The 23,117-nt window shown below is 72.4% G+C and carries 21 protein-coding genes; 9 read left to right on the top strand and 12 right to left on the bottom strand.

The genetic code is table 11. The annotated features are described in order from the left end of the window. Positions 1-35 precede the first annotated feature (35 nt). Positions 36-884, bottom strand: coding sequence for a GH25 family lysozyme (locus ACZ6C6_RS14095; RefSeq protein WP_469202707.1), 849 nt, complete (start codon positions 882-884; stop codon positions 36-38). 665 nt (positions 885-1,549) lie between these two features. On the opposite strand from ACZ6C6_RS14095, the gene ACZ6C6_RS14090 reads away from it, so the two are divergent. Then, positions 1,550-1,867 (top strand): hypothetical protein, encoded by a 318-nt coding sequence (locus tag ACZ6C6_RS14090; protein WP_469202429.1) that lies wholly within the window; start codon positions 1,550-1,552, stop codon positions 1,865-1,867. Between the two features lie 9 nt (positions 1,868-1,876). Here the strand turns inward: ACZ6C6_RS14090 and ACZ6C6_RS14085 are convergent, their stop codons facing one another. Genes ACZ6C6_RS14085 through ACZ6C6_RS14075 form a run of 3 tightly spaced genes read right to left on the bottom strand, consistent with a single transcriptional unit; the run spans position 1,877 to position 5,316 of the window. After that, positions 1,877-2,647, bottom strand: a complete 771-nt coding sequence (locus ACZ6C6_RS14085; protein ID WP_469202428.1) for a phosphatase PAP2 family protein — start codon at positions 2,645-2,647, stop codon at positions 1,877-1,879. Continuing rightward, positions 2,648-3,601 (bottom strand): YihY/virulence factor BrkB family protein, encoded by a 954-nt coding sequence (locus tag ACZ6C6_RS14080; RefSeq protein ID WP_469202426.1) that lies wholly within the window; start codon positions 3,599-3,601, stop codon positions 2,648-2,650. Further along, positions 3,601-5,316 carry a bifunctional phosphatase PAP2/diacylglycerol kinase family protein gene (locus ACZ6C6_RS14075; protein ID WP_469202424.1) on the bottom strand — a complete coding sequence of 572 codons (1,716 nt, stop codon included), beginning with the start codon at positions 5,314-5,316 and terminating at the stop codon, positions 3,601-3,603. Before ACZ6C6_RS14075 ends, ACZ6C6_RS14080 begins: the two co-directional genes overlap by 1 nt. Before the next feature lie 182 nt (positions 5,317-5,498). On the opposite strand from ACZ6C6_RS14075, the gene ACZ6C6_RS14070 reads away from it, so the two are divergent. Next, positions 5,499-5,930, top strand: coding sequence for an SRPBCC family protein (locus tag ACZ6C6_RS14070; RefSeq protein WP_469202422.1), 432 nt, complete (start codon positions 5,499-5,501; stop codon positions 5,928-5,930). 11 nt (positions 5,931-5,941) lie between these two features. Here ACZ6C6_RS14070 and ACZ6C6_RS14065 read toward each other — a convergent pair whose 3' ends face one another. From ACZ6C6_RS14065 to ACZ6C6_RS14055, 3 genes are all read right to left on the bottom strand, one after another. Then, positions 5,942-6,430: a flavin reductase family protein gene (locus ACZ6C6_RS14065; RefSeq protein ID WP_469202420.1), complete on the bottom strand. Its 489-nt coding sequence runs from the start codon at positions 6,428-6,430 to the stop codon at positions 5,942-5,944. Between the two features lie 115 nt (positions 6,431-6,545). Further along, entirely contained in the window at positions 6,546-7,862 is a 1,317-nt protein-coding gene (locus tag ACZ6C6_RS14060) for a phosphatase PAP2 family protein (RefSeq protein ID WP_469202705.1), read from the bottom strand. 279 nt (positions 7,863-8,141) lie between these two features. Then, positions 8,142-9,944 carry a cellulase family glycosylhydrolase gene (locus tag ACZ6C6_RS14055; RefSeq protein ID WP_469202418.1) on the bottom strand — a complete coding sequence of 601 codons (1,803 nt, stop codon included), beginning with the start codon at positions 9,942-9,944 and terminating at the stop codon, positions 8,142-8,144. A 354-nt stretch (positions 9,945-10,298) separates the two neighbouring features. Between ACZ6C6_RS14055 and argJ the strand changes: the two genes are divergently transcribed. After that, a complete protein-coding gene (argJ, locus tag ACZ6C6_RS14050; RefSeq protein WP_469202416.1) occupies positions 10,299-11,492 on the top strand; it encodes a bifunctional glutamate N-acetyltransferase/amino-acid acetyltransferase ArgJ in 1,194 nt (397 codons plus the stop codon). Between the two features lie 49 nt (positions 11,493-11,541). On the opposite strand, the gene ACZ6C6_RS14045 is transcribed toward argJ, so the two are convergent. From ACZ6C6_RS14045 to ACZ6C6_RS14035, 3 genes are all read right to left on the bottom strand, one after another. Further along, the gene (locus ACZ6C6_RS14045) at positions 11,542-11,910 is read right to left on the bottom strand and encodes a DoxX family protein (protein WP_469202414.1); all 369 of its coding nucleotides are present in this window, start codon (positions 11,908-11,910) and stop codon (positions 11,542-11,544) included. A gap of 3 nt (positions 11,911-11,913) precedes the next feature. Then, complete coding sequence (locus ACZ6C6_RS14040; RefSeq protein ID WP_469202412.1) at positions 11,914-12,513, bottom strand: TetR/AcrR family transcriptional regulator; 600 nt, start codon at positions 12,511-12,513, stop codon at positions 11,914-11,916. An 81-nt stretch (positions 12,514-12,594) separates the two neighbouring features. Next, positions 12,595-13,485 carry a TIGR03620 family F420-dependent LLM class oxidoreductase gene (locus ACZ6C6_RS14035; protein ID WP_469202410.1) on the bottom strand — a complete coding sequence of 297 codons (891 nt, stop codon included), beginning with the start codon at positions 13,483-13,485 and terminating at the stop codon, positions 12,595-12,597. Between the two features lie 206 nt (positions 13,486-13,691). On the opposite strand from ACZ6C6_RS14035, the gene ACZ6C6_RS14030 reads away from it, so the two are divergent. The 4 genes from ACZ6C6_RS14030 (at position 13,692) to ACZ6C6_RS14015 (ending at position 17,816) form a co-directional block, all read left to right on the top strand. Then, on the top strand, positions 13,692-15,236 hold the full coding sequence (locus ACZ6C6_RS14030) for an MFS transporter (RefSeq protein ID WP_469202408.1): 1,545 nt from the start codon (positions 13,692-13,694) through the stop codon (positions 15,234-15,236). A 68-nt stretch (positions 15,237-15,304) separates the two neighbouring features. Continuing rightward, positions 15,305-16,168: a GNAT family N-acetyltransferase gene (locus ACZ6C6_RS14025; protein WP_469202406.1), complete on the top strand. Its 864-nt coding sequence runs from the start codon at positions 15,305-15,307 to the stop codon at positions 16,166-16,168. 82 nt (positions 16,169-16,250) lie between these two features. Then, positions 16,251-17,036: a restriction endonuclease gene (locus ACZ6C6_RS14020; RefSeq protein ID WP_469202404.1), complete on the top strand. Its 786-nt coding sequence runs from the start codon at positions 16,251-16,253 to the stop codon at positions 17,034-17,036. An 84-nt stretch (positions 17,037-17,120) separates the two neighbouring features. Further along, positions 17,121-17,816, top strand: coding sequence for a hypothetical protein (locus ACZ6C6_RS14015; protein WP_469202401.1), 696 nt, complete (start codon positions 17,121-17,123; stop codon positions 17,814-17,816). Positions 17,817-17,851: 35 nt separating this feature from the next. Here the strand turns inward: ACZ6C6_RS14015 and ACZ6C6_RS14010 are convergent, their stop codons facing one another. Together ACZ6C6_RS14010 and ACZ6C6_RS14005 are read right to left on the bottom strand one after the other, a co-directional pair. Then, positions 17,852-18,574 (bottom strand): response regulator, encoded by a 723-nt coding sequence (locus tag ACZ6C6_RS14010; RefSeq protein ID WP_469202399.1) that lies wholly within the window; start codon positions 18,572-18,574, stop codon positions 17,852-17,854. After that, on the bottom strand, positions 18,571-19,806 hold the full coding sequence (locus ACZ6C6_RS14005) for a sensor histidine kinase (protein WP_469202704.1): 1,236 nt from the start codon (positions 19,804-19,806) through the stop codon (positions 18,571-18,573). Before ACZ6C6_RS14005 ends, ACZ6C6_RS14010 begins: the two co-directional genes overlap by 4 nt. A gap of 244 nt (positions 19,807-20,050) precedes the next feature. Between ACZ6C6_RS14005 and ACZ6C6_RS14000 the strand changes: the two genes are divergently transcribed. Further along, a complete protein-coding gene (locus ACZ6C6_RS14000) occupies positions 20,051-20,758 on the top strand; it encodes an ABC transporter ATP-binding protein (RefSeq protein ID WP_469202397.1) in 708 nt (235 codons plus the stop codon). Further along, positions 20,755-23,106, top strand: coding sequence for an ABC transporter permease (locus ACZ6C6_RS13995; protein ID WP_469202395.1), 2,352 nt, complete (start codon positions 20,755-20,757; stop codon positions 23,104-23,106). The genes ACZ6C6_RS14000 and ACZ6C6_RS13995 overlap by 4 nt, the downstream gene beginning before the upstream one ends. Positions 23,107-23,117: the final 11 nt, after the last annotated feature.

Below are 23,117 nucleotides of genomic sequence, written 5' to 3'. Positions count from 1 at the left end.
CGCACCGTATGGCCGCCCATTGTCCGGCCGGTGTCTCAGGTGTTGTTGGCCAGAGCCAGCAGCCGGGTGGCGTCACCGTTGAACCGGTCGCGGTCCACGGCTCCCGAAATGCCGCCCACCGAACCGGAGTCGGTGTACTGCCAGAACGTCCAGTACGGGAAGCCCTTCGGGATGGTCGGGCTCGACGCGGTCGTCCAGTGCGCGGTGAACAGCGGGCTGCGCGCCGACATGCCGCTCCAGCCGCCCGTGCACGAGTTCCACCAGCTCGCGCTGGTGTAGATGACGACGTCGCGGCCCGTCTTGGCCTTGTACGTGTTGTAGAAGTCGAGGATCCACGACTGCATCGCGGAGGCCGACTTGCCGTAGCAGCCGCCCTCCAGGTCGAGCATCCCCGGAAGGGTCAGGTTGTCCCGCGACCACGCGCCGCCGTGGCCCGCGAAGTAAGTGGCCTGGGCCGCTCCGCTGGACAGGTTGGGACGCGCGAAGTGGTACGCGCCCCGGATCACCTTCGCGTTATAGGCGTTGAGGTAGTTGGCGTTGAAATTGGGGTCCTTGTACGAGGTGGACTCGGTGGCCTTGATGTAGGCGAACTTGATGCCCGCCGACTTCACCGACGACCAGTTGATCGAGCCCTGGTAGTGCGAGACGTCGATGCCGGGAAGCGTCGTCGCCGTGATGGAGGAGCTGCTCTCCGGAGTGAGGTCCACGTGCCGGTTGTCCGGGGCGAACGTGTCGCCGTCGGCGAGGTAGCCGGCTCCCATGTACCCGTCACCGAGCGGGATGGCCCCACTGGACGACGCGGGCGGCTGCGGAGACGCCGATGCCGGCGCGGCGGTGACGGTGGGCACCACCACCATGCCGAGGCCGACGGCTCCGAGGGCCATCAGCTTGCGGAGTGCGGGTCTGCGGCTGCGAATCGATAACACGGGAGCCTCCTGGGGTGAGCGGCGCGAAGGTGGGGTCTACTCGCGTAGCATGTGGAGCGGTTCCGAGCGTAGCGGCGGGTGCGGGGGATGGCCTGTCACGGAGCGCGGGGGAGCGACTCTCTTGACGAGGGCACGCCACGAGTGACGCATGAACACCACTGTGTCGTAAAGGGTTTTGGATCGGTCTCTGTGGTCCAGTCCAGTGAAGAATCCGCCGAGCTGGGGCGACACCGCCAACCGGGTGAGAAGTTTCACTCTGCTGAAACCCCGGCGCACGCCCGGCGGTCCGGGAGGCGGACACCACGGCCCTCCGCAGCGAGCAGCGCGGCCGCGATATAGACCGCCTGTTCGGGGATCCGGAACCACAGCGGCGTCCGGAGTGACCGACAGCCCCCGCCTCGGCCACGCCGAATGGCTCGTCCGGCTGCGCGTACCGCCCGTCCGGAGCACTGCCCTGGCCCGCGCGCTCGCCCACCGCCCCGACACCGCCTGGGTGGCCGTGCTGTCGAGCGGCACCGAGATCGGTCTTCCGCGTCGCCGGGGAAGGGCCGGCGCCGCCGGCCGCGCTGGGCCGCCTGCCGCACGTCAGTCACGTCGAGGCACACCGGGTGCTGCGCCCGGCCATGGAACGGCGGTGGGCCGGCCGCAACCTGGCACTGACCGGTGATCAGATCGCGGCGCTCGCCACCGAGCCGGCCGCGGACCCCGGGCCGGTGGAGCTCAACGACCTCGACCGCCGGCTGCTGCCCGCCCTGGCCGCCGAAGCAGCCTTCGTCGGCACCATGACGGACTCCCACAACCTGGTCACCGTCACCGTCTGCCGGAACGCCACGTCCCTCGACACATACCTCACCGAGCGCGTCGGCACCCTCGGCGGCGTCGAACGCGTGGAATCCGCTCTGGTCACCGCCTACTTCAAGCGGGCCGCCCCGGAGGGCTGAGACCCGCCCTCAGCGTTCCGGGGCCGGGCCCGTCAGCTCGGGCTCCAGGCCCTCCGTCATCTCGCTGCGCCCCCTGCCGGATTCGGCCCGCCACGCTTCGAAGGCCCAGGCGGTCCACGCCACCACGGCGAGCCCCAGCAGCCAGCCGCCGACCACATCACTGAACCAGTGGACGCCCAGCGCGACCCTGGTGAAGCCGACACCGAGTACCGAAAGCACCGCCACCGCCCAGCACACCCCCCGGCCGCGCCGGGGCACCAGCGGCAGCAGCACGAGCAGCAGCACCGCGAACGTCGTCGTGGCGGTCATCGCGTGCCCCGACGGGAACGAGAAGCCGGGCGCCCGTGCCACCGGATCCTCCAGCGACGGCCTGGCACGCTCGACGACCACCTTCACCAGGAGGCCCGTCAGCCCTCCGGCCACCGCCGTGACGGCGGACCAGGCCGCCAGCCGCCAGGCCCGCCGGTACAGCAGCCAGCCGGTCAGCAGGGCGACCACGCAGCGCAGCGTCAGCGGGTCCCAGACCCAGTCCGACAGGAAACGCAGCGCACTCGTCCAGGCCGGGTGGTCGAGCGCCGTGCGGTGCAGCCGGCCCGCCGCACCCGCGTCCAGCGCCCGCAACGGCCGCCAGCGGCCCACCACGAGGACCAGCACCAGTGCGAACGGCACCGCGGACACCGCCGCGACGGCGGCCGCCCCGAGCAGGCGCACCCCGAACGCGCGGTCCGCCGCCCGGCGCCGGTGCTCCCGCAGCAGGCGGGTGGTGGCTCGTACAACCATTCATGCTCCCGGATCGGCTTGTATCGGACCGGGCCGGCGGGCGCGGGCAGCTTCCAGCTGCGCCGCGAAGGACAGCCCGAGGAAGAGGGCTATGGAGGTCAGATAGGCCCACAGCAGCAGCGACATGAAGGCGCTCAGCGGACCGTAGACGGTGTCGAAGGAGCCGCTGAGGGAGAGGTACTGGCTCAGCAGATACGTGAGCGCCGTCCACAGCACCAGGTACAGGGCCGCGCCGAACGCCAGCCACGTGTAGCCGGGCTGGTTGCGGCGCGGGGAGCGGCGGAAGATCGCGCTCGCCGACAGCAGCGCGAGGAGCAGCCCGCACGGCCAGCGCAACAGGTCCCAGGCGGTCCGTGCGGTGTCGCTGAGGTGATACACCGTCGCGGCGGCCGTGACGAGGTCGCCGCCGACGACCATCAGGATGAACCCGAGCCCCAGCGGGATGCCGGCCGTCAGCGACATCACCAGTCCCCGGAAGTACTTCTGGTGGAACGGGCGGTCGCGCTCGACACCGTAGATGCGATTGGCCCCGCGCTCTATCTGGCACATCGCCGTCGTCACGTTGACCAGCGAGAACAACAGGCCGAACCAGAGCGTGAGCTGGGAGCCCTCCCCGGCCCGCCGGCGGCTGCGGTCGAGCGCGTCGTCCACCACATCGGCGCTCGGCCCCGCCGCGATCCGGTGGATCGTCAGCTCCGCGAGCCGGCCCACGTCCTCGGTGTGCAGTGAGGCCGAGAGCCCGACGAAGGCGATCACCAGCGGAATGACCGCGAGCACCGTCTGCAGCGCCAGCGCCCGCGAGTGGCTGAACCCGTCCGCGTAACGGAAACGTACGAACGAGTCACGCACCAGCGGCCAGCGCCCGTAGCGGCGCAGCGAGGCCAGGGCCTCGTCCGCGGTCAGCTCGTCGCCCGCCATGTCGCGGGTCTGCGGGACCCGGGTCGCCGTTCCCATCACTCACCCCCCGACGGCAGGAGGACGGTGAGCGCCCCCGGACGCACCTCGGCCACGAGCCGGCGGCCCCGGTCGACCGGGTCGCCGTCCAGCTCCCGCGACTGCGGTGAGGCGAAACGGAGTTCGGCGCGGCGGAAGGAGAAGTACTCCACGGGCGTGCCCGCGGAACCGCCCGGTTCGGGACGCCCCCGCAGCACCGCAGCGACGGCGCGCAGCCAGCCGCCCGGGCCGTGCGGGTCGAACACCGCCAGATCCAGCAGCCCGTCGTCGGGTTCGGCGGCCGGGACGAGCGTCGCCCCGCCCTGTACGTCCCCGATGTTGGCGAGCAGCACCATCCGCGCCGTACGACGCAGCACCGGCCCGTCGTCCAGCCGGATGGACACCGCCATGCGCGGCGCCCGCAGACTCCGCAGCCCGGCGACCACGTACGCGGGCCAGCCGATCGCGGCCTTCGCCGCACTGCCGGTGTTCTCCAGCATGGCGGCGTCCAGGCCCGCCCCGGACATCGCGGTGAAGTGGGTGGCGGGCAGGCCGTCGCCCTCGATCCGGCCCAGGTCGATCCGGCGCTCGGTGCCCGACAGCGCGGCGGCCAGCGCATCGGCGGGCGCCACCGGCAGACCCAGGTTGCGGGCGAGCAGGTTGCCCGTGCCGCACGGGACCACGGCCAGCGGGACCCCCGTCCCGGCCAGCCGGTCGGCCGCTGCCCGGATGGTCCCGTCGCCGCCGCACACCACGACCAGCGACGCGCCCGCGCGCACCGCTGCCGCCGCCTGCCCGCCGCCCGGGTCGTCGGCGGTCGTCTCCACGAACTCCGCCCCGTGCCGCCCGTGCTGTTCCAGGACGAGCCGCAACGTCTCGCGCCGCACCTCGTCGGTGACCGTCGGGTTGACCACGACCACCGTGCGGCCCGCGATCCGCTCCGCACGCTCGGCCGCAGCCTCCTGGGCGATCTCCATGGCGTTCTTCGGGACCGGCGCCGGGCTGGTGCCCTCGGCCAGCAGGGCCCGGCCCGCCACCAGCAGGGACAGGGCGCCGTTCAGCATGCCGCCGAGCACATCGGTGGGGTGGTGCATCCCCCGGTAGAGCCTGGCGAGCCCCACGAGCAGCGGGATGAGCAGCAGCAGCCCGGCGAGCACCTTGCGGGACCGGCCGCGCCCGCCGGGAAGGAGGGCCAGCACGGCCAGACCCGCGTAGAGGGCCGTCGCCGCCCCGGTGTGACCCGAGGTGTAGCTCGCCGTCGGCGGTGAGGCGTCGAGCCGGTCCACGTCGGGCCGGTCGCGGTCCACGCAGATGGTGATGACCAGGAACACCAGGGACTGGAGGGAGACGCCGACGGCGAGGAAGGCGGCCTGCCGCCACCTCGGGAGCCGGGGGAGCACCACCAGGCCAAGGCAGACCAGGACGGTGATCGCGATGATCGTGAGGGTGTTGCCGGCCTCCGACGCGACGAACGACATGTCGGTCAGGGGGCCGGTCCGCAGCTGCTCGAAGCCCTCATTGACCTTGTCCTCGGCATTCAGCGGCCAGATCGCCCCGGCGGGCCCGGTGACCAGCAGCCCGAGCCCGACCATCAGCGCCGCCTGGCCGACGGTGAGCGCGGCGAGGCGCAGCCCCGCCGTGCGGAGGCCGGTCGTCAGGGCGGGGGAGCGGCCCGCTCCGGTGGGGGCGCGGCGCCCCGTCGGCCGGACGGGTCTTTCGGGCTGGGTGGCGGACATGGGCTCCCCCTGTTCGGCGGCGAGGAAGGCTTCGCGCCTTCCGGTGCACCGCCGTCTGCCCCGTAATCCGCTCGGCAGGCATGGAGCGGCCGCCGGTCGCGGAACCGCCGGTGACCGGGTGTGACCGAAGGAGGCGGGGGTACGTGGAGCGGCGTCCGGAACCCAACGACTAGGAGTCCCCCATGTCTTCCTCGATCGTCGAGACCGTCGATATCAAGGCCCCTGTCGCCGTGAGCTGGGCCCTGTGGAGCGACGTCGCGCGCTGGCCCTCCTTCCTGAGCCACGTCCGTCGCGTCGACCCGCTGGACGCGCGCCGGTTCGCCTGGCAGCTCTCCCTCCCCGGTGCCGACAAGGAGTTCGTCGCCGAACTCACCGAGGTGATTCCGGAGAACCGGATTGCCTGGAAGACCATCGAAGGCGTGCACCACGCGGGGGTCGTCACCTTCCACCGGCTGGACGACGAGACGAGCCGGGTGGCCCTCCAGATCGAGTACGAGCCGCAGGGCTTCGTGGAGTATCTGGGCGCTCTCACCAACCTGGACTCGGTGCTGGCCAATTACGATCTCGGCGAGTTCCAGAAGCTGGCCGAGCGGACCGCGAGGGGCGACTTCTGACCGCCGGGCCCTCAGTCCACGGGGTGGCCCGGCGGAATCCCGATGGCACGGGTGACCGACAGGAACGGGAAACCCTGCTCCGCCGGGTGGTGCGCCTCCTCCGGGACGAGCAGATGCCCGATGTGGTCGCCGCCGTCGAGGCGCTGCTCGACGCGGCCGACGAACCAGGCGGGCGCCTCGTCCAGCACCGGCACCCCGCCCGGCCCGGGGTGCCAGGCGACCCGCGCGAACTTGTCCGCACGGTCGCCGGTCTCACCACCGAAGAGCCCGGCCAGAGCGGTCTGGTCGCGGCGGAGCAGGTGGACGGCCAGCCGGTCGGTGCGGGCGGCGATCCGGCAGGTCCGGTTCAGTTCCGAGAGCCACACCACGAACCGCGGCGGCCGCATCGAGCACTGCGACCCGAAGCCGACCAGACAGCCGGCCCGCTCACCGTCCGCCTCGGCGGTCACGACATACATCGGATAGTCCAGTGCGTCGGTGAACCGGTCGAACTCGTTCACGGCAGGTCCCTCCTTGCCGGGGTCTCGGGGCTCTGACGGCACCACCCCGCCGGTTCGCGAACCGGCGGGGTGGTTTGCGGGGCGTCACACGTCACCCAGGGACGTGGACGGCCGCTCAGGCCATCTCGGGCTGCGGCTCCAGCTTCGGAACGGCCGCCGCCCTCGGCTCCCAGCGCCGGTCGATCCGTACGTACGCGTAGATCACCGAACACATGGCCAGGATGACCAGCGGTCCGAACGCCCACGGGTGGTGGGCCATCTGCAGCGACAGATAGCGGTACGACACCAGGAGCGCGGCGAAGACCACGGTGCCGTAGGCGACCAGACCGACGGCCGGGCGGTCCCAGCCGCGGTCCAGGGCGCGCATGCCCGTCTCGATCGTCAGCGTGAACACCACACCGGCGACGAGGTCCGCGCCGTAGTGGTAGCCGAAGCCCAGGGTCGCGGCGAGCGTGGCGATGAGCCAGAAGGTCCCGGCATACCGGAGGAACTTCGGTCCCTTGCGGGAGTGGATGAAGATCGCGGTGGCCCACGCGGTGTGCAGGCTGGGCATGCAGTTGCGCGGGGTGATCTCGTCGAACGGCATGTGGTGCGGGATGCCGACCGGCACGGCGGTGTCGGGCCACATGTCGGCCACGGCCCAGTGGCCGCCGTCGGCGCCGAACGCGAAGATCGGGCCGACCACCGGGAAGATCATGTAGATGGCCGGGCCGAGCAGGCCGATCACCAGGAAGGTGCGCACCAGGTGGTGGGCGGGGAAGCGGCGGTCCGTGGCCACGTTGCGCAGCTGATACACCGCGACGCAGACCGCGGCGACCGCCAGCTGCGCGTAGACGGCGTTGAGGAAGTGGGTGCCGACCGAGCCGGTCGCCTCGATGAGCCGTCCCACCACCCAGGACGGGTTGCCGAGCGCGTGGTCGGCGTTGGCCATGTACTGGTCGAGCACCTCGGGGCGGGTCTTCGAGGTGATGACCAGCCAGGTGTCACCGGTCTTGCGCCCGGCCACCAGCAGCAGACCCAGCCCGACCCCCTTGAGGAGCAGCATGCGCTCCTGGCCCGTGCGGCGGGTGAGGGCGATGACCGTGACGCCGATGATCACCCACAACGCGCCGTTTCCGAAGGGGTGCCCCTCCTTGACGGGGGCATCGGCCACCAGTCTGATCAAGGCGATGACGACGTCGATCCCCGCGGCCGCACCGAGCGCGATGAAGCGCTGACGCCAGGTGAGGACCACCATCATCAGTCCCATGCTGGCGTACAGCAGGAAGCCCGATTTGGGGGCGATCACGACCTCTTGGACCTGCGTGGTGACCGGCCCCGGCAGGTCGTAGTGGCGTGCGGCGATCTCCAGTGCGACGAGGAACGCGAGGGTCACCACCGCCGCCGCAGTCCATAGGATCGCTCGTGGCTGGCGCCAGGCAGCGAAGGGTATTCGGCGGTTTATTCGCGAAAACACCCGCGATGCTATAGATATCAATTCTCTGGCCGATGTCCTGGGTTTTGGTCAAATAGGTCGCTTTTCATGCCACATGGCATGGTGTGCGGGCGATGAGGGTGGTCGCCGGGGTGGGATCATGCTAGCCGAGTGGTTTCGACGGGTATTTCGGTGGTCGCGTCCGCGTTCGAAATCGGTGTCCCGAATGCGGTGTAGCCCGCCACGACGGGCGGGCTACGGTGCTTCCTTCCGGAACGGGTGGTGCGGACGGGGCGGTCAGGACAGCGTGCAGCTCACGGTCGGGACGGCGCCGGCGGCCGGTGTGCCCTGGAAGCCGAAGGAGGTGTGCGCCCCGGCCGCGAGCGCGCCGTTGTAGCCGGTGCTGGTGACGGTGACGGCGGCGCCGGTCTGGGTGTAGGAGGCGTTCCACATGTTGGTGATCTTCTGGTCGCCACCGTAGGTCCAGGTCAGCTTCCAGGAGGTGGCCGGTGCGGTACCCGTGTTGGTGACGGTGATGTCCACCCCGAAGCCGCCGCCCCAGTCCCCGTTCACCGTGTAGACGGCCTTGCAGCCGGTGCCGCCGCCGGAGCCCGTGGTGGTGGCGGTGACGGACGCGGAGGGTGCGGAGGTGTTGCCCGCCGCGTCGCGGGCCCGGACGGTGTAGGTGTACGAGGTGCCGGACGTCACACCGGTGTCGGTGAACGTGGTGCCGGTGGCGGTGCCGGCCTTGGTGGAGCCCCGGTAGACGTCGTAGCCGGTGACCCCGGTGTCGTCGGACGCGGCCTTCCACGACAGGGAGACGGAGGTGCCGGTGGTCCCGGTGACGGCGAGGCCCGTCGGGGCGGTGGGCGCCTGGGTGTCGTCATCGCCGCCGCTGCCGCCGCCGTTGCCGAAGTCGGGCGCCTTGATGCTCGCGAGGTAGCCGTCCTTCACGGTGTCGACCGAGGTCCAGTCGTCCTTGAGGATGCCGCCGGTGTCGCCGGAGTTCGGGTTCCAGGACCAGAAGGTCCAGGAGAAGCTGTCGGCCCCGTACTGGCTGGTGGGCCTCAGGTAGTCGGCCAGGGCCTTCAGCCACTTCTGGTCGATGGTGGACTGGAGCGTCGTACCGAACTCGCCGACCCACACCGGGGCGATGTTCTGCTTGAAGATGTAGCCCCAGTACTTGTCCCAGACGCCGGGCATGTTGTCCGGGAACGAGGAGTCGGTGAACCAGGGCTGCTGGGCGACGCTGGTGGCGTAGTCGTGCGCCGAGTACACCACCTTGTGCGGCACGCTCAGCTCCACCGGGTACTGCCCGACGCCCATGAGGTTGCCGCCCCACCAGCCGGACACCCCGTCGAAGGTCTGCACGCCCTCCACGAAGATCAACAGGTCCGGGTTGGCGGACAGTACGGCGTCGCCGCCGCGCTCCGCCGCGAGCCGCCAGTCCTTCGTGGTGTCACCGCAGCCCCAGCAGGCGGGGTCGTGGGGCTCGTTGTGCAGGTCGATGCCGACCACCGCGTCGTTGCCCGCGTACCGGGCCGCCAGCGACTTGAGGTTGGCGAGCCAGGTGGACTCGGGGACGGCCGACGTGTACCAGAGCGCCGACTGGCCCGCCGAGTCCGGGCGGTGCCGGTCCAGGATGACCTTCATGCCGATGCTGCCCGCGTGGTCCACGATGCGGTCCATCACCTGGAGCGAGTCCAGGCCCGCCAGGTCGGTGTTCATCCCGGCGGAGAAGTTGATGCTCGCCGGTTCGGTGCCGGCGAAGATGTCGTCGCTGTAGGGGAGCCGGATGGTGTTGTAACCCAGCGACTTCATCTGGTCGATCATGCTCTTGTAGTCGCGGGACCAGAGTCCGTGGGGCACGTAGTTGGCGGTCTCGAAGCCGAACCAGTTGATGCCGGCGATGCGGACCGGCTGGTTTCCGGCGTCCAGGATCTGCCGCCCGCTGGTGTGCCAGTAGCCGGAGCCCGCGGCGGCCGCGCCGGTCGCGTCGGCCGAAGCGGTGTGGGCGCCGGCGAGGGGCAGGAGGAGCGCCGCCGCGGCGACGGCGACGGTTCTGGCGGCTCTTCGGAAGGTGCGGAGAGGGTGAAGCACGGTGCTGGTTCCTCTCTCGGAGGAGCGGTGTGCGGCGCGAGCCTGGAGTGGGAGCGCTCCCATTTCGCGCCGTGCACCGCCCCGCCTGTGACATGGGGACAGGGGTGCGGAGGTCGCCGCTCCCGCTCGCTCGCCCGAAGCCGGGCGGGTCGCGACCCGGCGCAATAAAAGCGATAGAGCAATGAGCATGTCAATGGACGGGCTGCGTTCATGTGTTGAACGCGGGCGGGCCGTCTGTCGGTGCCTCGTGCGAGCCGGCCGGCTCGCGGGGGAGGGCTCGCGAGGTGGCGCGAGGGTTGCCCGGTCGTGAAACGGGGTGGACGCGCGACTCTTCTTACTGCAAGGCTATGCCCCATGACGCATGATCATGCATTCTGGGCGAACGACCATCCGACCTGGCCCACCGGGTTTCGCGGCTACACCGGCCACGGCGGTATCCGCGAGGACGGGGACGACATCTCGATCGTCGCCTCGGACCGGCCGGCGACCAGTGCCGCCGTATTCACGCAGAGCCTGTTCGCCGGTCCGGCCGTGCTGCTCAGCCGCAGGCACGCCGCGGGGCGCAACCTCCGAGCCGTGACCACCCTGGCGCAGAACGCCAACGTCGCGACCGGCCGCCGGGGGGAGGAGAACGCCGCCGAGGTCGTCCGGCGCGTGGCCGGAATCCTCGGTGTCCCCGAGGGCGAAGTGCTCATCGGCTCCACGGGTGTCATCGGCCGCCCCCTGCCGATGTCCACCATCCTCCCGCACTTCGACAGGACCGCGGAGCAGGGCCTCGCCGCCTTCACGGCCTCCCCCCAGGACGTGGCCCGGGCCATGATGACCACCGACACCCGTCCCAAGACGGCCACCCGCACCGTCGGACAGGCGCGCATCGTGGCCGTGGCCAAGGGCGTCGGCATGCTGGAGCCCAACATGGCCACGATGCTGGCCTACGTGTTCACCGACGCCGCGCTGTCACCGGCCGAACTGGACGCCGCACTGCGCGGAGCCGTGGACCGTACGTTCAACTGTCTGAGCGTCGACACCGACACCTCCACCTCCGACACCGTGGCCGTCATCGCCAACGGGGCCGCCGGGCCGGTCGACCCCGAACTGTTCGCCGAGGCACTGGCCGGCCTCTGCCTGGATCTCACGCTGCAACTGGCGAGCGACGGCGAAGGCGCCACCAAGCTCCTGCGCGTCACCGTGGGTGGCGCCCGCGACCACGCACAGGCGAAGCGCATCGCCAAGAGCGTGGTGAACTCCCCCCTGGTCAAGACCGCCGTCCACGGCGCCGACCCCAACTGGGGGCGCGTGCTCATGGCCATTGGCAAGAACACCGAGGACACCGACATCGTCCCCGACCGCGTCACCGTGAAGTTCGGCGACACCGAGGTGTATCCCGAGGAGCCCGAGGCAGACACCCTGGACAAACTCGTGGAGCTCATGCGGGGGGAGGAGGTGGACATCGCTGTCACGCTCGGCATCGGAGGCGGCGAAGCGACCGTGTACGGCTGCGACCTGTCGGCCGACTACATCCGCGTCAACGCCGACTACACCACCTGACCGACCCGTCCGTCGCCGCGGTGCACGCGCGCCGCGGCGGCGGACGGGATCACACCCGTACGAAGCACCCGACCAGCACGGCCAGTGAAACGACCAGCATGCCCAGGCAGTTCACCCAGAACGTCATGTTCAGCGCCCGTGCGCGGATGTGTGCGGCAGCGGCCGCGAGGAAGTAGACCACGATCGCCGCGGTCGTCGTCATGGCCACACCGGGCACCCAGAAGCCGACGACGAGGCCCGCGACCGAGGCGGTCTTCGCGGTGGTCAGCACCCACCACCACTCGCGCGGCAGCCGTACACCCTCCAGGCAGTCCACGATGAACTTCGGCGGGCGCGGCATCATCGCCGCGTCACCGGCCTGGATGACGAGCAGAACCACCACCGGCCATATGGGGGAGGGGAGTTCGAGGAGCGACATGGGTCAGTTCCCTTCCTGCGCGGTGACGAAAGCGGCGATGGTCCTGAGCCGCGCCGCGGTCTGCTGGGGGTCGGTCGTTCCGGAGGCGAGCAGCATCAGTTCGCCCAGATAGCCGGCGAACATCACCTGCGCCCCGAGCCTGGCGCGCGGCTCGCCCATTCCGTCGTTCACCATCGCGGCCGTCAGGTTGTCCTCCGAGAGCGCGCGGAGTGTGCCGAGGGCGGCGTTCTCCGGCCTGCCGCGGGCCAGGGTCCGGAAGTACGCGCGGGCCAGGTCGTCGTTCTCGGCGAACAGGGCCAGGAACGGGTCGAAGTAGTGCGCCAGATAGTCCGCGGCGGGCGGTGCGGCGCCTGCCTCCGCCGGAGCGGGCGGGGCCGGGATCCGGTCGGCGATCGCCTGGTCGTACACCAGGCCCAGCAGCGATTCCTTGTCCCCGACCGCCATCACCGCCCCTACCGACACCCCGGCCTCGGCAGCGATCTGACGCACCGTCGTGCTCTGGAAACCCCGCTCGTGGAAGAGCGCGGCGGCGGCCCGGACGATGCGGGCGGAAGTCCGCCGCTTCTGCTCCGCACGGGTTGAGTGAACGTGTTCACCGAACATGTTCATAATGTACGAGTACGGCTCCGCCCATGCAAGAGCCCCGGCCCACGTGGTCGCGGACCGGGGCTCGGGCGCCTTCGGTTACAGCTCGTCGCCGAACGCGTCCGCCAGCTCGCGGTACTCGGCCAGCGGCAGCCCCGTCCTGCCCCCGTCCGCCGTGACCACCTGGAGCGCCACGTGGTCCGCCCCCGCATCCACGTACTCGCGCGTCCGCGCCTTCACCCGCTCGGCGTCGCCCAGCGCGAAAAGGGCGTCCAGCAGGCGCGTGCTGCCCCCGCCGTCGAAGTCGCCCTCGGTGAAGCCGAGGCGCAGCAGGTTCCCGGTGTAGTTGGGCAGCTTGAGGTACATCGCCAGCATCCCGCGCGCCGTGTCGCGGGCCCGGTCGAGGTCCGTGTCGAGCACCACGGACAGCTCGGGTGCCAGCAGCGCGTCCGGTCCGAGCGCCTGCCGCGCCTCCGCCGTGTGCGCCGCCGAGACCAGGTAGGGGTGCGCGCCCAGTGCCCGGTCGGACGCCAGCTTCAGCATCTTCGGGCCGAGCGCCGCCAGCACCCGGTGCCGGGCGCCCACGGACGGGTCGGCGGCGTCCAGCGCGTCGAGGTAGGCCACCATCGCGCTGTACGGCTTCGCGTACTGGGGGGCCAGCGCGTCGTGGCTGACACCCAGGCCGAGGACGAAGCGGTCCCGGGCATCGGCGTCGATCGCGGCGACGCGGGCGGCCACCTCCTCGGCGGTGTGGTTCCAGATGCTCAGGATGCCCGTCGCGACGGTGATGGTCCGGGTGGCGGCGACGATCTCGGCGGCGTCCTCGGGCGAGGGGCTGCCGCCGAGCCACAGCGTCCCGTAACCCAGCGCTTCGATCTCGGCGGCCGCCTCCGCGATCGCCTTCCTGCCGTCGGCGTCCACCCGCGACGAGTGCAGGGCGCCGTTCCAGATGCCGATCCGGCCGAACGTCTCACGCTTCTCAGAAGTCATGCCGGGGACAACAGTGGGCGGCGCGCACTATTCCCGCGCCTGCTGCGAACGGGTGAGTCCGTTGCCGACACGCCGTCAGCGGGTCATGCCCGGCCGCCATGTGGCGCAGTCGCCGCGTGTGCGGCGGCGACGCCGGGGCAACTGGCGGATATTGGAGGGCCTGCGGCTCCGCAGGACGCACCCGCCCGGATGAGGAGGTAGCTGCCGTGACGACCCCCGCCGCATCGGAGGGACCTGGAGACAGGGAACATCGCCCACACGGGGGAGGGGACCGGGGGCGCGAGGAGCGTGACGAGGCGGCGGCGCCCGGCGACTCCGGAGTCGGCACCGTCACCACCGCCGTACCGGCCAGACTCGACCGGCTGCCATGGTCGCGCTGGCACTGGATGATCGTCATCGGTCTCGGCACGGTGTGGATCCTCGACGGCCTCGAAGTCACGACGGTCGGCAACATCGCGAGCCGTCTCTCCGAGGACGGTTCCGGCCTGGACATCACGTCCGCCCAGGTCACCGGGCTCGCCGCCGCCCTGTATGTGGCGGGTGCCTGTACGGGAGCGCTGTTCTTCGGCTGGCTCACCGACCGGTACGGCCGCAAGAAGCTGTTCATGGTGACGCTCGCGGTCTACCTCGCCGCGACCGCCATGACCGCGCTGTCGTTCAGTGCGTGGTGGTTCTTCCTCTTCCGCTTCCTGACCGGCTTCGGTATCGGCGGCGAGTACGCGGCGATCAACTCGGCCATCGACGAACTCATCCCCTCGAAGTACCGGGGCCGGGTCGACCTCATCATCAACGGCAGCTACTGGCTGGGCGCGGTCGGCGGAGCGCTGCTGTCGATCGTCATGCTGGACACGGACATCTTCCCCAAGGACCTCGGCTGGCGCCTCACCTTCGCCCTCGGCGTCGTCCTGGGCCTGGTGATCCTCCTCGTACGCCGGCACGTCCCGGAGAGTCCGCGGTGGCAGTTCATCCACGGGCAGGGCGAGCAGGCCGACGAACTGGTCGATTCCGTCGAGCGGGAGGTCGAGGCGGAGAAGCACGAGAAGCTGCCGCCGCCGGCCGGAGAGATCACGATCCACCAGCGCAAGAGCATCGGCTTCGGGCTCATCGCCAGGACCGTCTTCCACAGCTACCCCAAGCGCGCGGTGCTCGGCCTCTCCCTCTTCATCGGGCAGGCGTTCCTCTACAACGCGATCACCTTCGGGTTCGGCGCGATCCTCACGACGTTCTACGACGTGGAGAGCGGGCACACCGGCTACTACTTCGCGGTGATCGCGGCGGGCAACTTCATCGGCCCGCTCGTGCTGGGCAAGCTGTTCGACACCATCGGACGGCGCATCATGATCGCCGGCACGTACATCCTGCCGGGCATTCTGCTCTTCATCACGGCCTGGCTGTTCGACCGCGGCTCGCTGACCGCCAACACCCTCACCGCGTGCTGGTGCGTGGTGCTGTTCTTCGCGTCGGCCGGCGCCAGCAGCGCGTACCTCACGGTCTCCGAGGTCTTCCCCATGGAGACCAGGGCCATGGCCATCGCCTTCTTCTACGCCATCGGCACCGCGGCCGGCGGGATCAGCGGCCCCCTGATCTTCGCCGACCTCACCGAGTCGGGCGTCCCCGGCGACACCGCTCTCGCGTTCTCCATCGGCGCGGCCCTGATGTGCGCGGCGGGACTGGTCGCCGCCTTCCTCGCGGTCGACGCGGAGCAGCGCTCCCTGGAGGACATCGCCAAGCCCCTGTCCCAGACCTCGTAACGCCCCCGGGCGACGGTGGCCCGGGAAACCGGATGCGGTCGGGCCCTGCGGTGGTGTGGGATCGGGGCATGACGATCGCACTCGGCACACCGGACACCGAGGGGCTGACCGCGGCGGCGGACGCGCTGCGGGACTGGCAGGCCGAGGGCGCCCCGATGCAACTGCACCCGGGCGACCTCGGCTGGTACGGCCGGAACGGCCCACGGGCCACCGCCGATGCGGTCAGGACCTGGAGCCGGGCCGGGCGGATCCTCGCTGTCGGGCTGCTCGACGGCCCCGGGCTCGTCCGGCTGACGACCGCGCCGGACGTCCGCCGGGACGAAGAGCTCGCACGACGGCTTGCCGACGACGTGGCCGTTCCCGCACACGGGGTGCTGCCGGAGGGCCGGGCGGCCGTCGAGGCGCCGCGGGACGCGCTGGTCCGGGAGGTGCTGGGGGAGCGTGGCTGGGGCATCGACGAGCCGTGGACGCCGCTGCGCCGCGACCTGACCGGCCCGGTGCCCGAACCGGATCTGGCCGTCGAGATCGCCGGTCCCGACCTGGCTCACCTCGTGGTGGCCGTCCACCGCTCGGCGTTCCCGGGCTCGCGGCTCACGGACGCCGGGTGGCGCGTGATGGCCGGGGGGCCGCTGTTCACCGAGGCCCGCTGTCTCATCGGGCGCGACGAGCGGGGCGACGCGGTGGCGACGGTGACGGTGTGGTCGGCGGGCCCGGGGCGGCCGGGGCTCCTCGAACCGATGGGCGTGCACCGGGACCACCGCCGCCGGGGCCACGGCAGAGCGATCACCCTGGCCGCGGCGGCCGCGCTCCGCGAACTCGGCGCGTCCAGCGCTTTGGTGTGCACCCCGGGCTCCAACACCGCGGGCGTCGCCGCGTACGTGGCGGCGGGCTTCGACCGGCGCCCCGAGATCCACGACCGGTTCCGCGCGTAGGCCGTGACGTGTCGATCATGGACGCCGCCGTTCGGGGCAGGCGGAGGGTGACGACATTCGCGACCCGCCGAAGGAGACGCCGGTGCCGATACGCAGAACGAGAGGCGCCACACCTCGCCCCCGCGCCACCGGCACGGTGCGGAGCCCTGCGCTCGCCCTCGCCCTCGCCGGCGCCCTGATCGGCGCGGCTGTCCTGCTGTTCATCCGCTTCGCGCACTGGGCCGGCGCCCATCCGGTGACCGCCGTGCTGCTGGCCCTGCTCGCCCTGCCCGTCCTCTACGTCCTGTTCCGGGCCATGCCCCGCGCCCGTGAGCTGCGCCGGGCGGCCCGCGCGGGCATGATCCCGCCGGACGGGGAAGAGCCCGGCCCTGAACGGGCTCCCGCCCCGCAGGTCCCGGACGCCGCCACCGACGCCCACGACGGGCTCACCGCCGTACTCCCGCCGCCCGCCCCGGACTTCACGCCGCCCGACTTCGCCGCCCTCGACCCGGACGGTTTCGAGGCGGCGGTGGCCGCGCTGTGCGAGCGGGACGGCTGTGAGGGGGTCGAAGTGGTCGGCGGAGCGGGTGACCTGGGCGCCGACGTCCTCGCCACGGCCCCGGACGGCCGCCGCGTCGTCGTGCAGTGCAAGCAGTACGGCCCCGAGCACAAGGTGGGCTCCCAGGACCTCCAGCGCTTCGGCGGCACCTGCTGGACGGTCCACGGCGCGCAACTCGCCGCCGTGGTGACGACCAGCGAGTTCACCGCGCCCGCCCTGGAGTACGCGGAGGCGTGCGGCATCCGCTGCGTGGACGGCGTCGCGCTCGCGGCCTGGGCGGAGGGCTCGGGCGCGGCCCCCTGGGGCCCGGCGATGCTGGGCACCGCCTGACAAGACCGCCGGACCCTGGGCGCCGCGCGCCTCACCCCTTACGCTCGCACCATCCATCAGGGACACACGGGGGAGGAACCTGCCATGCAGGCTTCGGAGTTGGCCGCTGCGGCGGTACGGGTGATGACCGGGGACGGGCCGGCCGCGAGCGGCCGCAAGTCCGCTGTCCAGGAGCTGGTGTGGGGCCGACTGGGCCGGAGCGACCTCGGTGCGTCCGCGCTGAGACGGCTGCACGAGCGACCCGGCGAGGGCGCGGCGGCCATCGTGGCCTCCGTGCTCGCCGACGACCTGCGTGCCGACGCCGACTTCCGGGCGAGGCTCGACGCGGCCCTGCGGGTGCCGCCCCGCCCCGACGAGGCGCCGGGTGCGACGTCAGAGGGGCCGGCCGGGGTTGCCGCGGCCGCCACCCCGCCGCCCGTGTCCGCCGCCATGCCGGGGGCACGCGGGCGAGCCGCATCCGGCGCCGTTCCGCAGCGGCCCCGGCAAGCGGGGCCCGAGGCCCGGCCCGAGGACACGGCCCGGGCCGTGCTCATGGTCTGGCTGCTGGGGCTGCCCCAGGTGATCCTGGCCTACGTCATCATCAGTGTGGTCGCCCGCCAGGATGCGAGCATGGCCCTTCAGGCCATCATCCTGGTCATCTCGGCCTGCGTGGCCGGATACGCGCTCTGGAGCGGAATCCGCCTGCTGCGCCGAGGAGCGCCGAACCCCTCGTTGCGGGCCGCGACGTTCCTCGCGGCCCTGGTCCTGCTGAGGCTCGTGCTCTGGGTGTTCGTCGTCTGAGCCGGCGTTGAACCCCCGCGGAGACACGACGGCGCCTACGGCAACGCTGTCCGCGGCTCCGGCCCGGCCGCGTCGTCCTGGCCGTCCGCCTCCCGTTCGCCCACACCGATCAGCCCCGTCTCGTACGCGACGATGACCGCCTGGACGCGATCCCGCAGGCCCAGCTTGGCCAGGATGCGGGCGACGTGTGTTTTCACGGTGGTTTCGGCCAGCTGGAGGCGCGCCGCGAGTTCCGCGTTGCTCAGGCCCCGGGCGAGCAGGCCCAGGACCTCCAGTTCGCGCGGGGTGAGCGCGGCGAGGTCGCGGTGCAGGGCGGCCGTGTCGCCGCCGCGCCGGGTGAACCGCTGCACCAGGCGCCGGGTGATGGCGGGTGCCAGGAGCGCGTCACCGGTACGGACGGTGCGCACCGCCGCCGTCAGCTGCTCGGGCGTGACGTCCTTGAGCAGGAAGCCGCTGGCCCCGGCCGAGAGGGCCGCGTACACATAGCGATCGAGGTCGAAGGTGGTCAGGATGATGACGCGGGGCTGCCCGGCGTCACCGGTGAGGATGCGACGAGTGGCCTCCAGGCCGTCCATCTCGGGCATCCGGACATCCATCAGCACCACGTCCGGCCTGGTGCGGCGCACCGCGTCGACCGCCTCCGCCCCGTTCGTGGCCTCGGCGACGACGTCGATGCCGTCCGCGCCGAGGATCAGCCGGAAGCCGGTGCGTACCAGGGTCTGGTCGTCGGCGATGAGTACACGCGGCGGCTCGGTCACGGCGTCTCCAGGGGGATCAGGGCCTCCACACGGTAACCGCCGCCCGGCAGCGGCCCCGTGCTCAGGGTGCCGTCGTGCACGGCCAGGCGCTCGCGCAGGCCGATGAGGCCCCGTCCGCTCCCGGCCCCCGCGCCCGAACGCCCGCCGGTGTCGGTGACCTCCACCCGCAGCCTGCCGGTCCCGTACGCGACGGACACGGCCGCCGACGCGCCGGACGCGTGCTTCACCGTGTTCGTCAGGGCCTCCTGGACGACCCGGTACGCCGCGAGTTCGATCCCGGGTGGCAGCGGGCGGGCCGTCCCGATCACCGTCAGGCCGACCGGCAGCCCCGCGTCCCGGACCCGCCCCACCAGTACCTCCAGCTGGTCGAGTCCGGGCTGCGGCGCCGGCACCACCGCATCGGGATCCGCCTCGCCGTCCTCGGCGGTCGCGGTCAACAGGCCCACCACGTGCCGGAGTTCGGTCATCGCCGCGCGGCCGCCCGCCTCCACGGCGAGGAGCGCCTCACCGGCCAGCTCGGGCGAGGACTTCATGATCGTGCGGGCGGCACCCGCCTGGATGATCATCACGCTGACGTTGTGCGTGACGACGTCGTGCAACTCGCGGGCGATCCTCGCCCGTTCCTGCTCCACCGCCCGGCGCAGCGCCTCCTCCTGCTCGCGCTCCAGGACGGACAGCCGCGCCCGCCCCTCGTCGGACCGCAGCTTCCACGTCCGCAACCCCACCGCGGCCACGGCCATCGGAATCAGGATCAGCAGCGCGATGTACTCGTTGGGGACGATCGGCGTCACCGAGTTCCCGGAGGTACCGACCAGCACCACCGACACCGGCAGCGCCACGAGCGTCGCCACCCGGTGCGGGCTGTACACGGCGGCGCTGTACACCGCGATCACGAACGCGTAGAACGTCAGGCGCATCACGCTCTGCGGGGTCGCCAGCGTCGCGGCCGTCACCACGCACAGCACGGCCAGCGGGCAGCGGCGGCGCAGCACGAGGGCGCCCGAGGCGACGGCCGCGAGCGTCACCATGAAGGCCATCCCGCCGGTCCCGGACGGGCGCTCCAGGGCATAGGCCGTGCCGCCGACCACCCGCACCACCACGTTGTCCGCGTTGTCCACGCCGTAGTACACGGTGGTGACTCCCAGGACCAGCGCCACCAGGGCGTCGAACCACCGGGCACGCGCGGTGGGCCGGGGTGGCGGACCGGCCGCCCGGACCGCGTCCACCCACATCAGGCCCACCCGCGTACGTACATCCGTCACCGCTTCATTGTCCTGGCGGCGCGGCCCCCGGGGGGTCCGCCCCCGTACCCATTCCGGCGACGGTGCGTACACCGCCCGCCTACATCGCAAGGACGACGAGTACACCGCTCATCCCGGCGCGGGACCGAGAAGGGGCCGCGCGGCCGACGCGCGCGGCGCCGGTCCGCTCCTAGCGTTCACGCCACCGGACCGCACATCACCGAGGAGCCGCGCCATGACCACCCCGCTGATCGAACTGTGCGAGGTGAGCCGTCGCTACGACGACGGACCGCCCGCCCTGCACGAGGCATCGCTGACCGTGCGGCCGGGGGAGGCCGTCGCGATCCTCGGCCCCTCCGGCAGCGGCAAGTCGACACTCCTCAACCTCCTCGCCGGTCTCGACCGGCCCGACGCCGGCACGGTCACCGTCGACGGCGTGCGCGTCGACCGGCTGGGCGAGGCCGCGTCGGCGCTGTACCGGCGCGCCCGCATCGGCATGGTCTTCCAGTTCTTCAACCTGCTGGACGACCTGACCGTCGCCGACAACGTCGCCCTGCCCGCCCGCCTCGCGGGCATGCCCCGGGGCGAGGCGGCCCGCCGGGCCGCCGGACTCCTCCGACAGCTCGGCATCGACCGGCACGCCGGCGCCCACCCCGGACGGCTCTCCGGCGGCCAGCGCCAGCGCGTCGCCGTGGCCCGGGCCCTGATGAACCGCCCCGCGCTCCTCCTGGCCGACGAGCCGACCGGAGCCCTCGACACCGCTGCCGGAGAGGACGTCAGCCGACTGCTCACCGAGCTCAACGCCGAGGGCCAGACCATCGTCCTCGTCACCCACGACCTCGCGCTCGCCCGCGCCTGCACCCACCGCACCGTCCGCATCGCCGACGGCCGCATCACCCACGACCTGCCGTCGCAGGCCGTCGCCCCGGAGGCCGCCCGATGAGCGCGCTCGGCCGGGTGGTGCGCTCCGGAGTGGCGCGGCGCCGCGTGCAGACGCTGGTCATCGGACTCGCCGCGATGATGGCCGTGGCCGCGTCCGTACTCGCCGGATCGCTGCTCGTGGTCTCCGGTGCCCCCTTCGACGACGCCTTCGCCCAACAGCACGGGGCCCACCTGTCCGTGCGGTTCGACGCGAACGCGGTGAGCGCCGCACGGCTGGCGCGGACCGCGCACACCGAAGGGGTACGCGAGGCGGCAGGCCCCTTCCGCACGGCGACGGTCACCCCGCGCGCCGACGCGACCGGCCCCGGCTGGCCCCTGACCGTGACGGGCCGCGCGGACCCGGGCAGCGACGTGGACCGGGTCGCCCTGACCGAGGGCCGCTGGGCCGCGCGCCCCGGCGAGGTCGTCCTCTCCGCCGACTCCTCCCTCTTCCCCGTCCTGGGCAAGGAGGTCCGCTTCACCGGACTGACCGGCGACCCCGCGCTGACCGTCGTCGGTGTCGCCCGCTCGGTCACCGGCACCTCCGACGCCTGGGTGCTCCCCGCGCAGATGCCGGCCCTGACCCCGCCCGGCGCCGGTGGTTACCAGATGCTCTACCGCCTCACCGAGGCGGACACCGCCGCGCGGATCTCCGAGGCCGCCAGGAGCGTGAAGGCATCCCTGCCCGCCAGGGCCGCCACGGGCGAGCAGTCCTGGCTGACCGTCAGGAGGAACGCCGAGCAGGACACCGCCCTGTACGTCCCGTTCCTCTCCGCGTTCGGCGCCCTGGGCCTCGTCATGTCGGTCCTCACCGTCGGCAACGTCGTCGCCTCCGCCGTCGGAACGGGGACGCGTCGCATCGGCATCCTCAAAGCCGTCGGCTTCACCCCCGCCCAGGTCGTACGGGCGTACGTGGGCCAGGCGCTGATCCCCGCGACCGCCGGCGCCGTCCTCGGCATCGTCGCGGGACACCTGCTCGCCGTTCCCGTGATGGCCGAGACCGAAGCGGCGTACGGCACCTCGTCCCTGGCCGTCGCACCCTGGGTCGACGCGGCGGTGGTCGCCGGGGCGCTCGGCCTCGTGTCGGCGACCGCCTGGGCCGCGGCCCGGCGGGCGGGCCGGATGCGGACCGTCGACGCGCTGGCCGTGGGGCGCACCGCGTCGGCGGGGCGCGGCCGTTGGGCCGCACGCCTCGCCGGACGTCTGCCGCTGCCGCGGCCCGTCGCGCTCGGGCTGGCCCGGCCGTTCGCCCGGCCGGCCCGCGCGCTGGCCATGGGCACCGCGATCCTCTTCGGCACCGTAGCCGTCACGTTCACCGTGGGGATGGCCGCCTCGCTCGGCGAGGTGATGAAGGCCAAGGCGCACGACGCCGCCGACGTCGTCGTACCCGCACCCCTGCCGGACTTCGGGCCTCCCGGCGCCGAACGCCCCGCACGGCGAACCCCGGCCGACCCGGCGGCCGTTGCGGCGGCGGTCGAGGCGGCCCCGGGCACCGCGAAGCACTACAGCGCCTCCACGGTCCGCGCCACGGTGGACGGGCTCACCGGCACCACCGACATCGTCGCCTTCACCGGCGACGCGTCCTGGGGCGGTTACACCATGGTCGCCGGCCGCTGGATCACCCGGCCCGGCGAGGCCGCCGTCCCGTCCCCGTTCCTCACCGCCACCGGCACCCGCATCGGCGACACCGTCACCCTGGGCGGCCTGGGCGCGCCCGTCACCGTACGGCTCGTCGGCGAGGTCCTGGACCCGCGCAACGACGGCATGCAGGTCTTCACCGACGCCGCGACGCTCACGGCGGCCCACCCGGACCTGACGGAGACCAGCCACCACATCGCGGTCGCCCCGGGCACCGACGTGCACGCCTACACCGACGCGCTCAACAAGAGCCTGGAGCCGCTGGGCGTAACGGCCAGGGCGGGCGGGCTCGGCGCGGGCGGGGACATGGTCGCCACGCTCAACGCCCTGTCCGCGCTCCTCACCCTGATGCTCGTCGCCGTCGCCGCGCTCGGCGTGCTCAACGGCGTCCTCCTCGACACCCGCGAGCGCGTCCGGGAGATCGGCATCCACAAGGCCCTCGGCATGACACCCCGCCAGACCTTCGCCATGGTCCTCACCTCGGTCGCCGCCACGGGCCTTGCCGCGGGCTGTCTCGGCGTACCGCTCGGCATCGCCCTGCACCGCCGGGTCCTCCCCGCGATGGGCGGGAGCGTGGGACTGCGCCTTCCCGAGTCCGTCCTCGCGGTATACCCCCCGGCCGGAGTGCTGCCGCTCGTCCTCGGCGGCCTCGTGATCGCCGCGCTGGGCGCGCTGCTGCCCGCGGGCTGGGCCGCCAGGACCCGTACGGCGGTGGCCCTGCGAACCGAGTAGACGCGGGGCGG

It is taken from the genome of Streptomyces sp. NPDC041814, assembly GCF_055590565.1.
The sequence above is the reverse complement of the archived record's forward strand: the minus strand, read 5'-3'. Positions and strand labels throughout refer to the sequence as shown.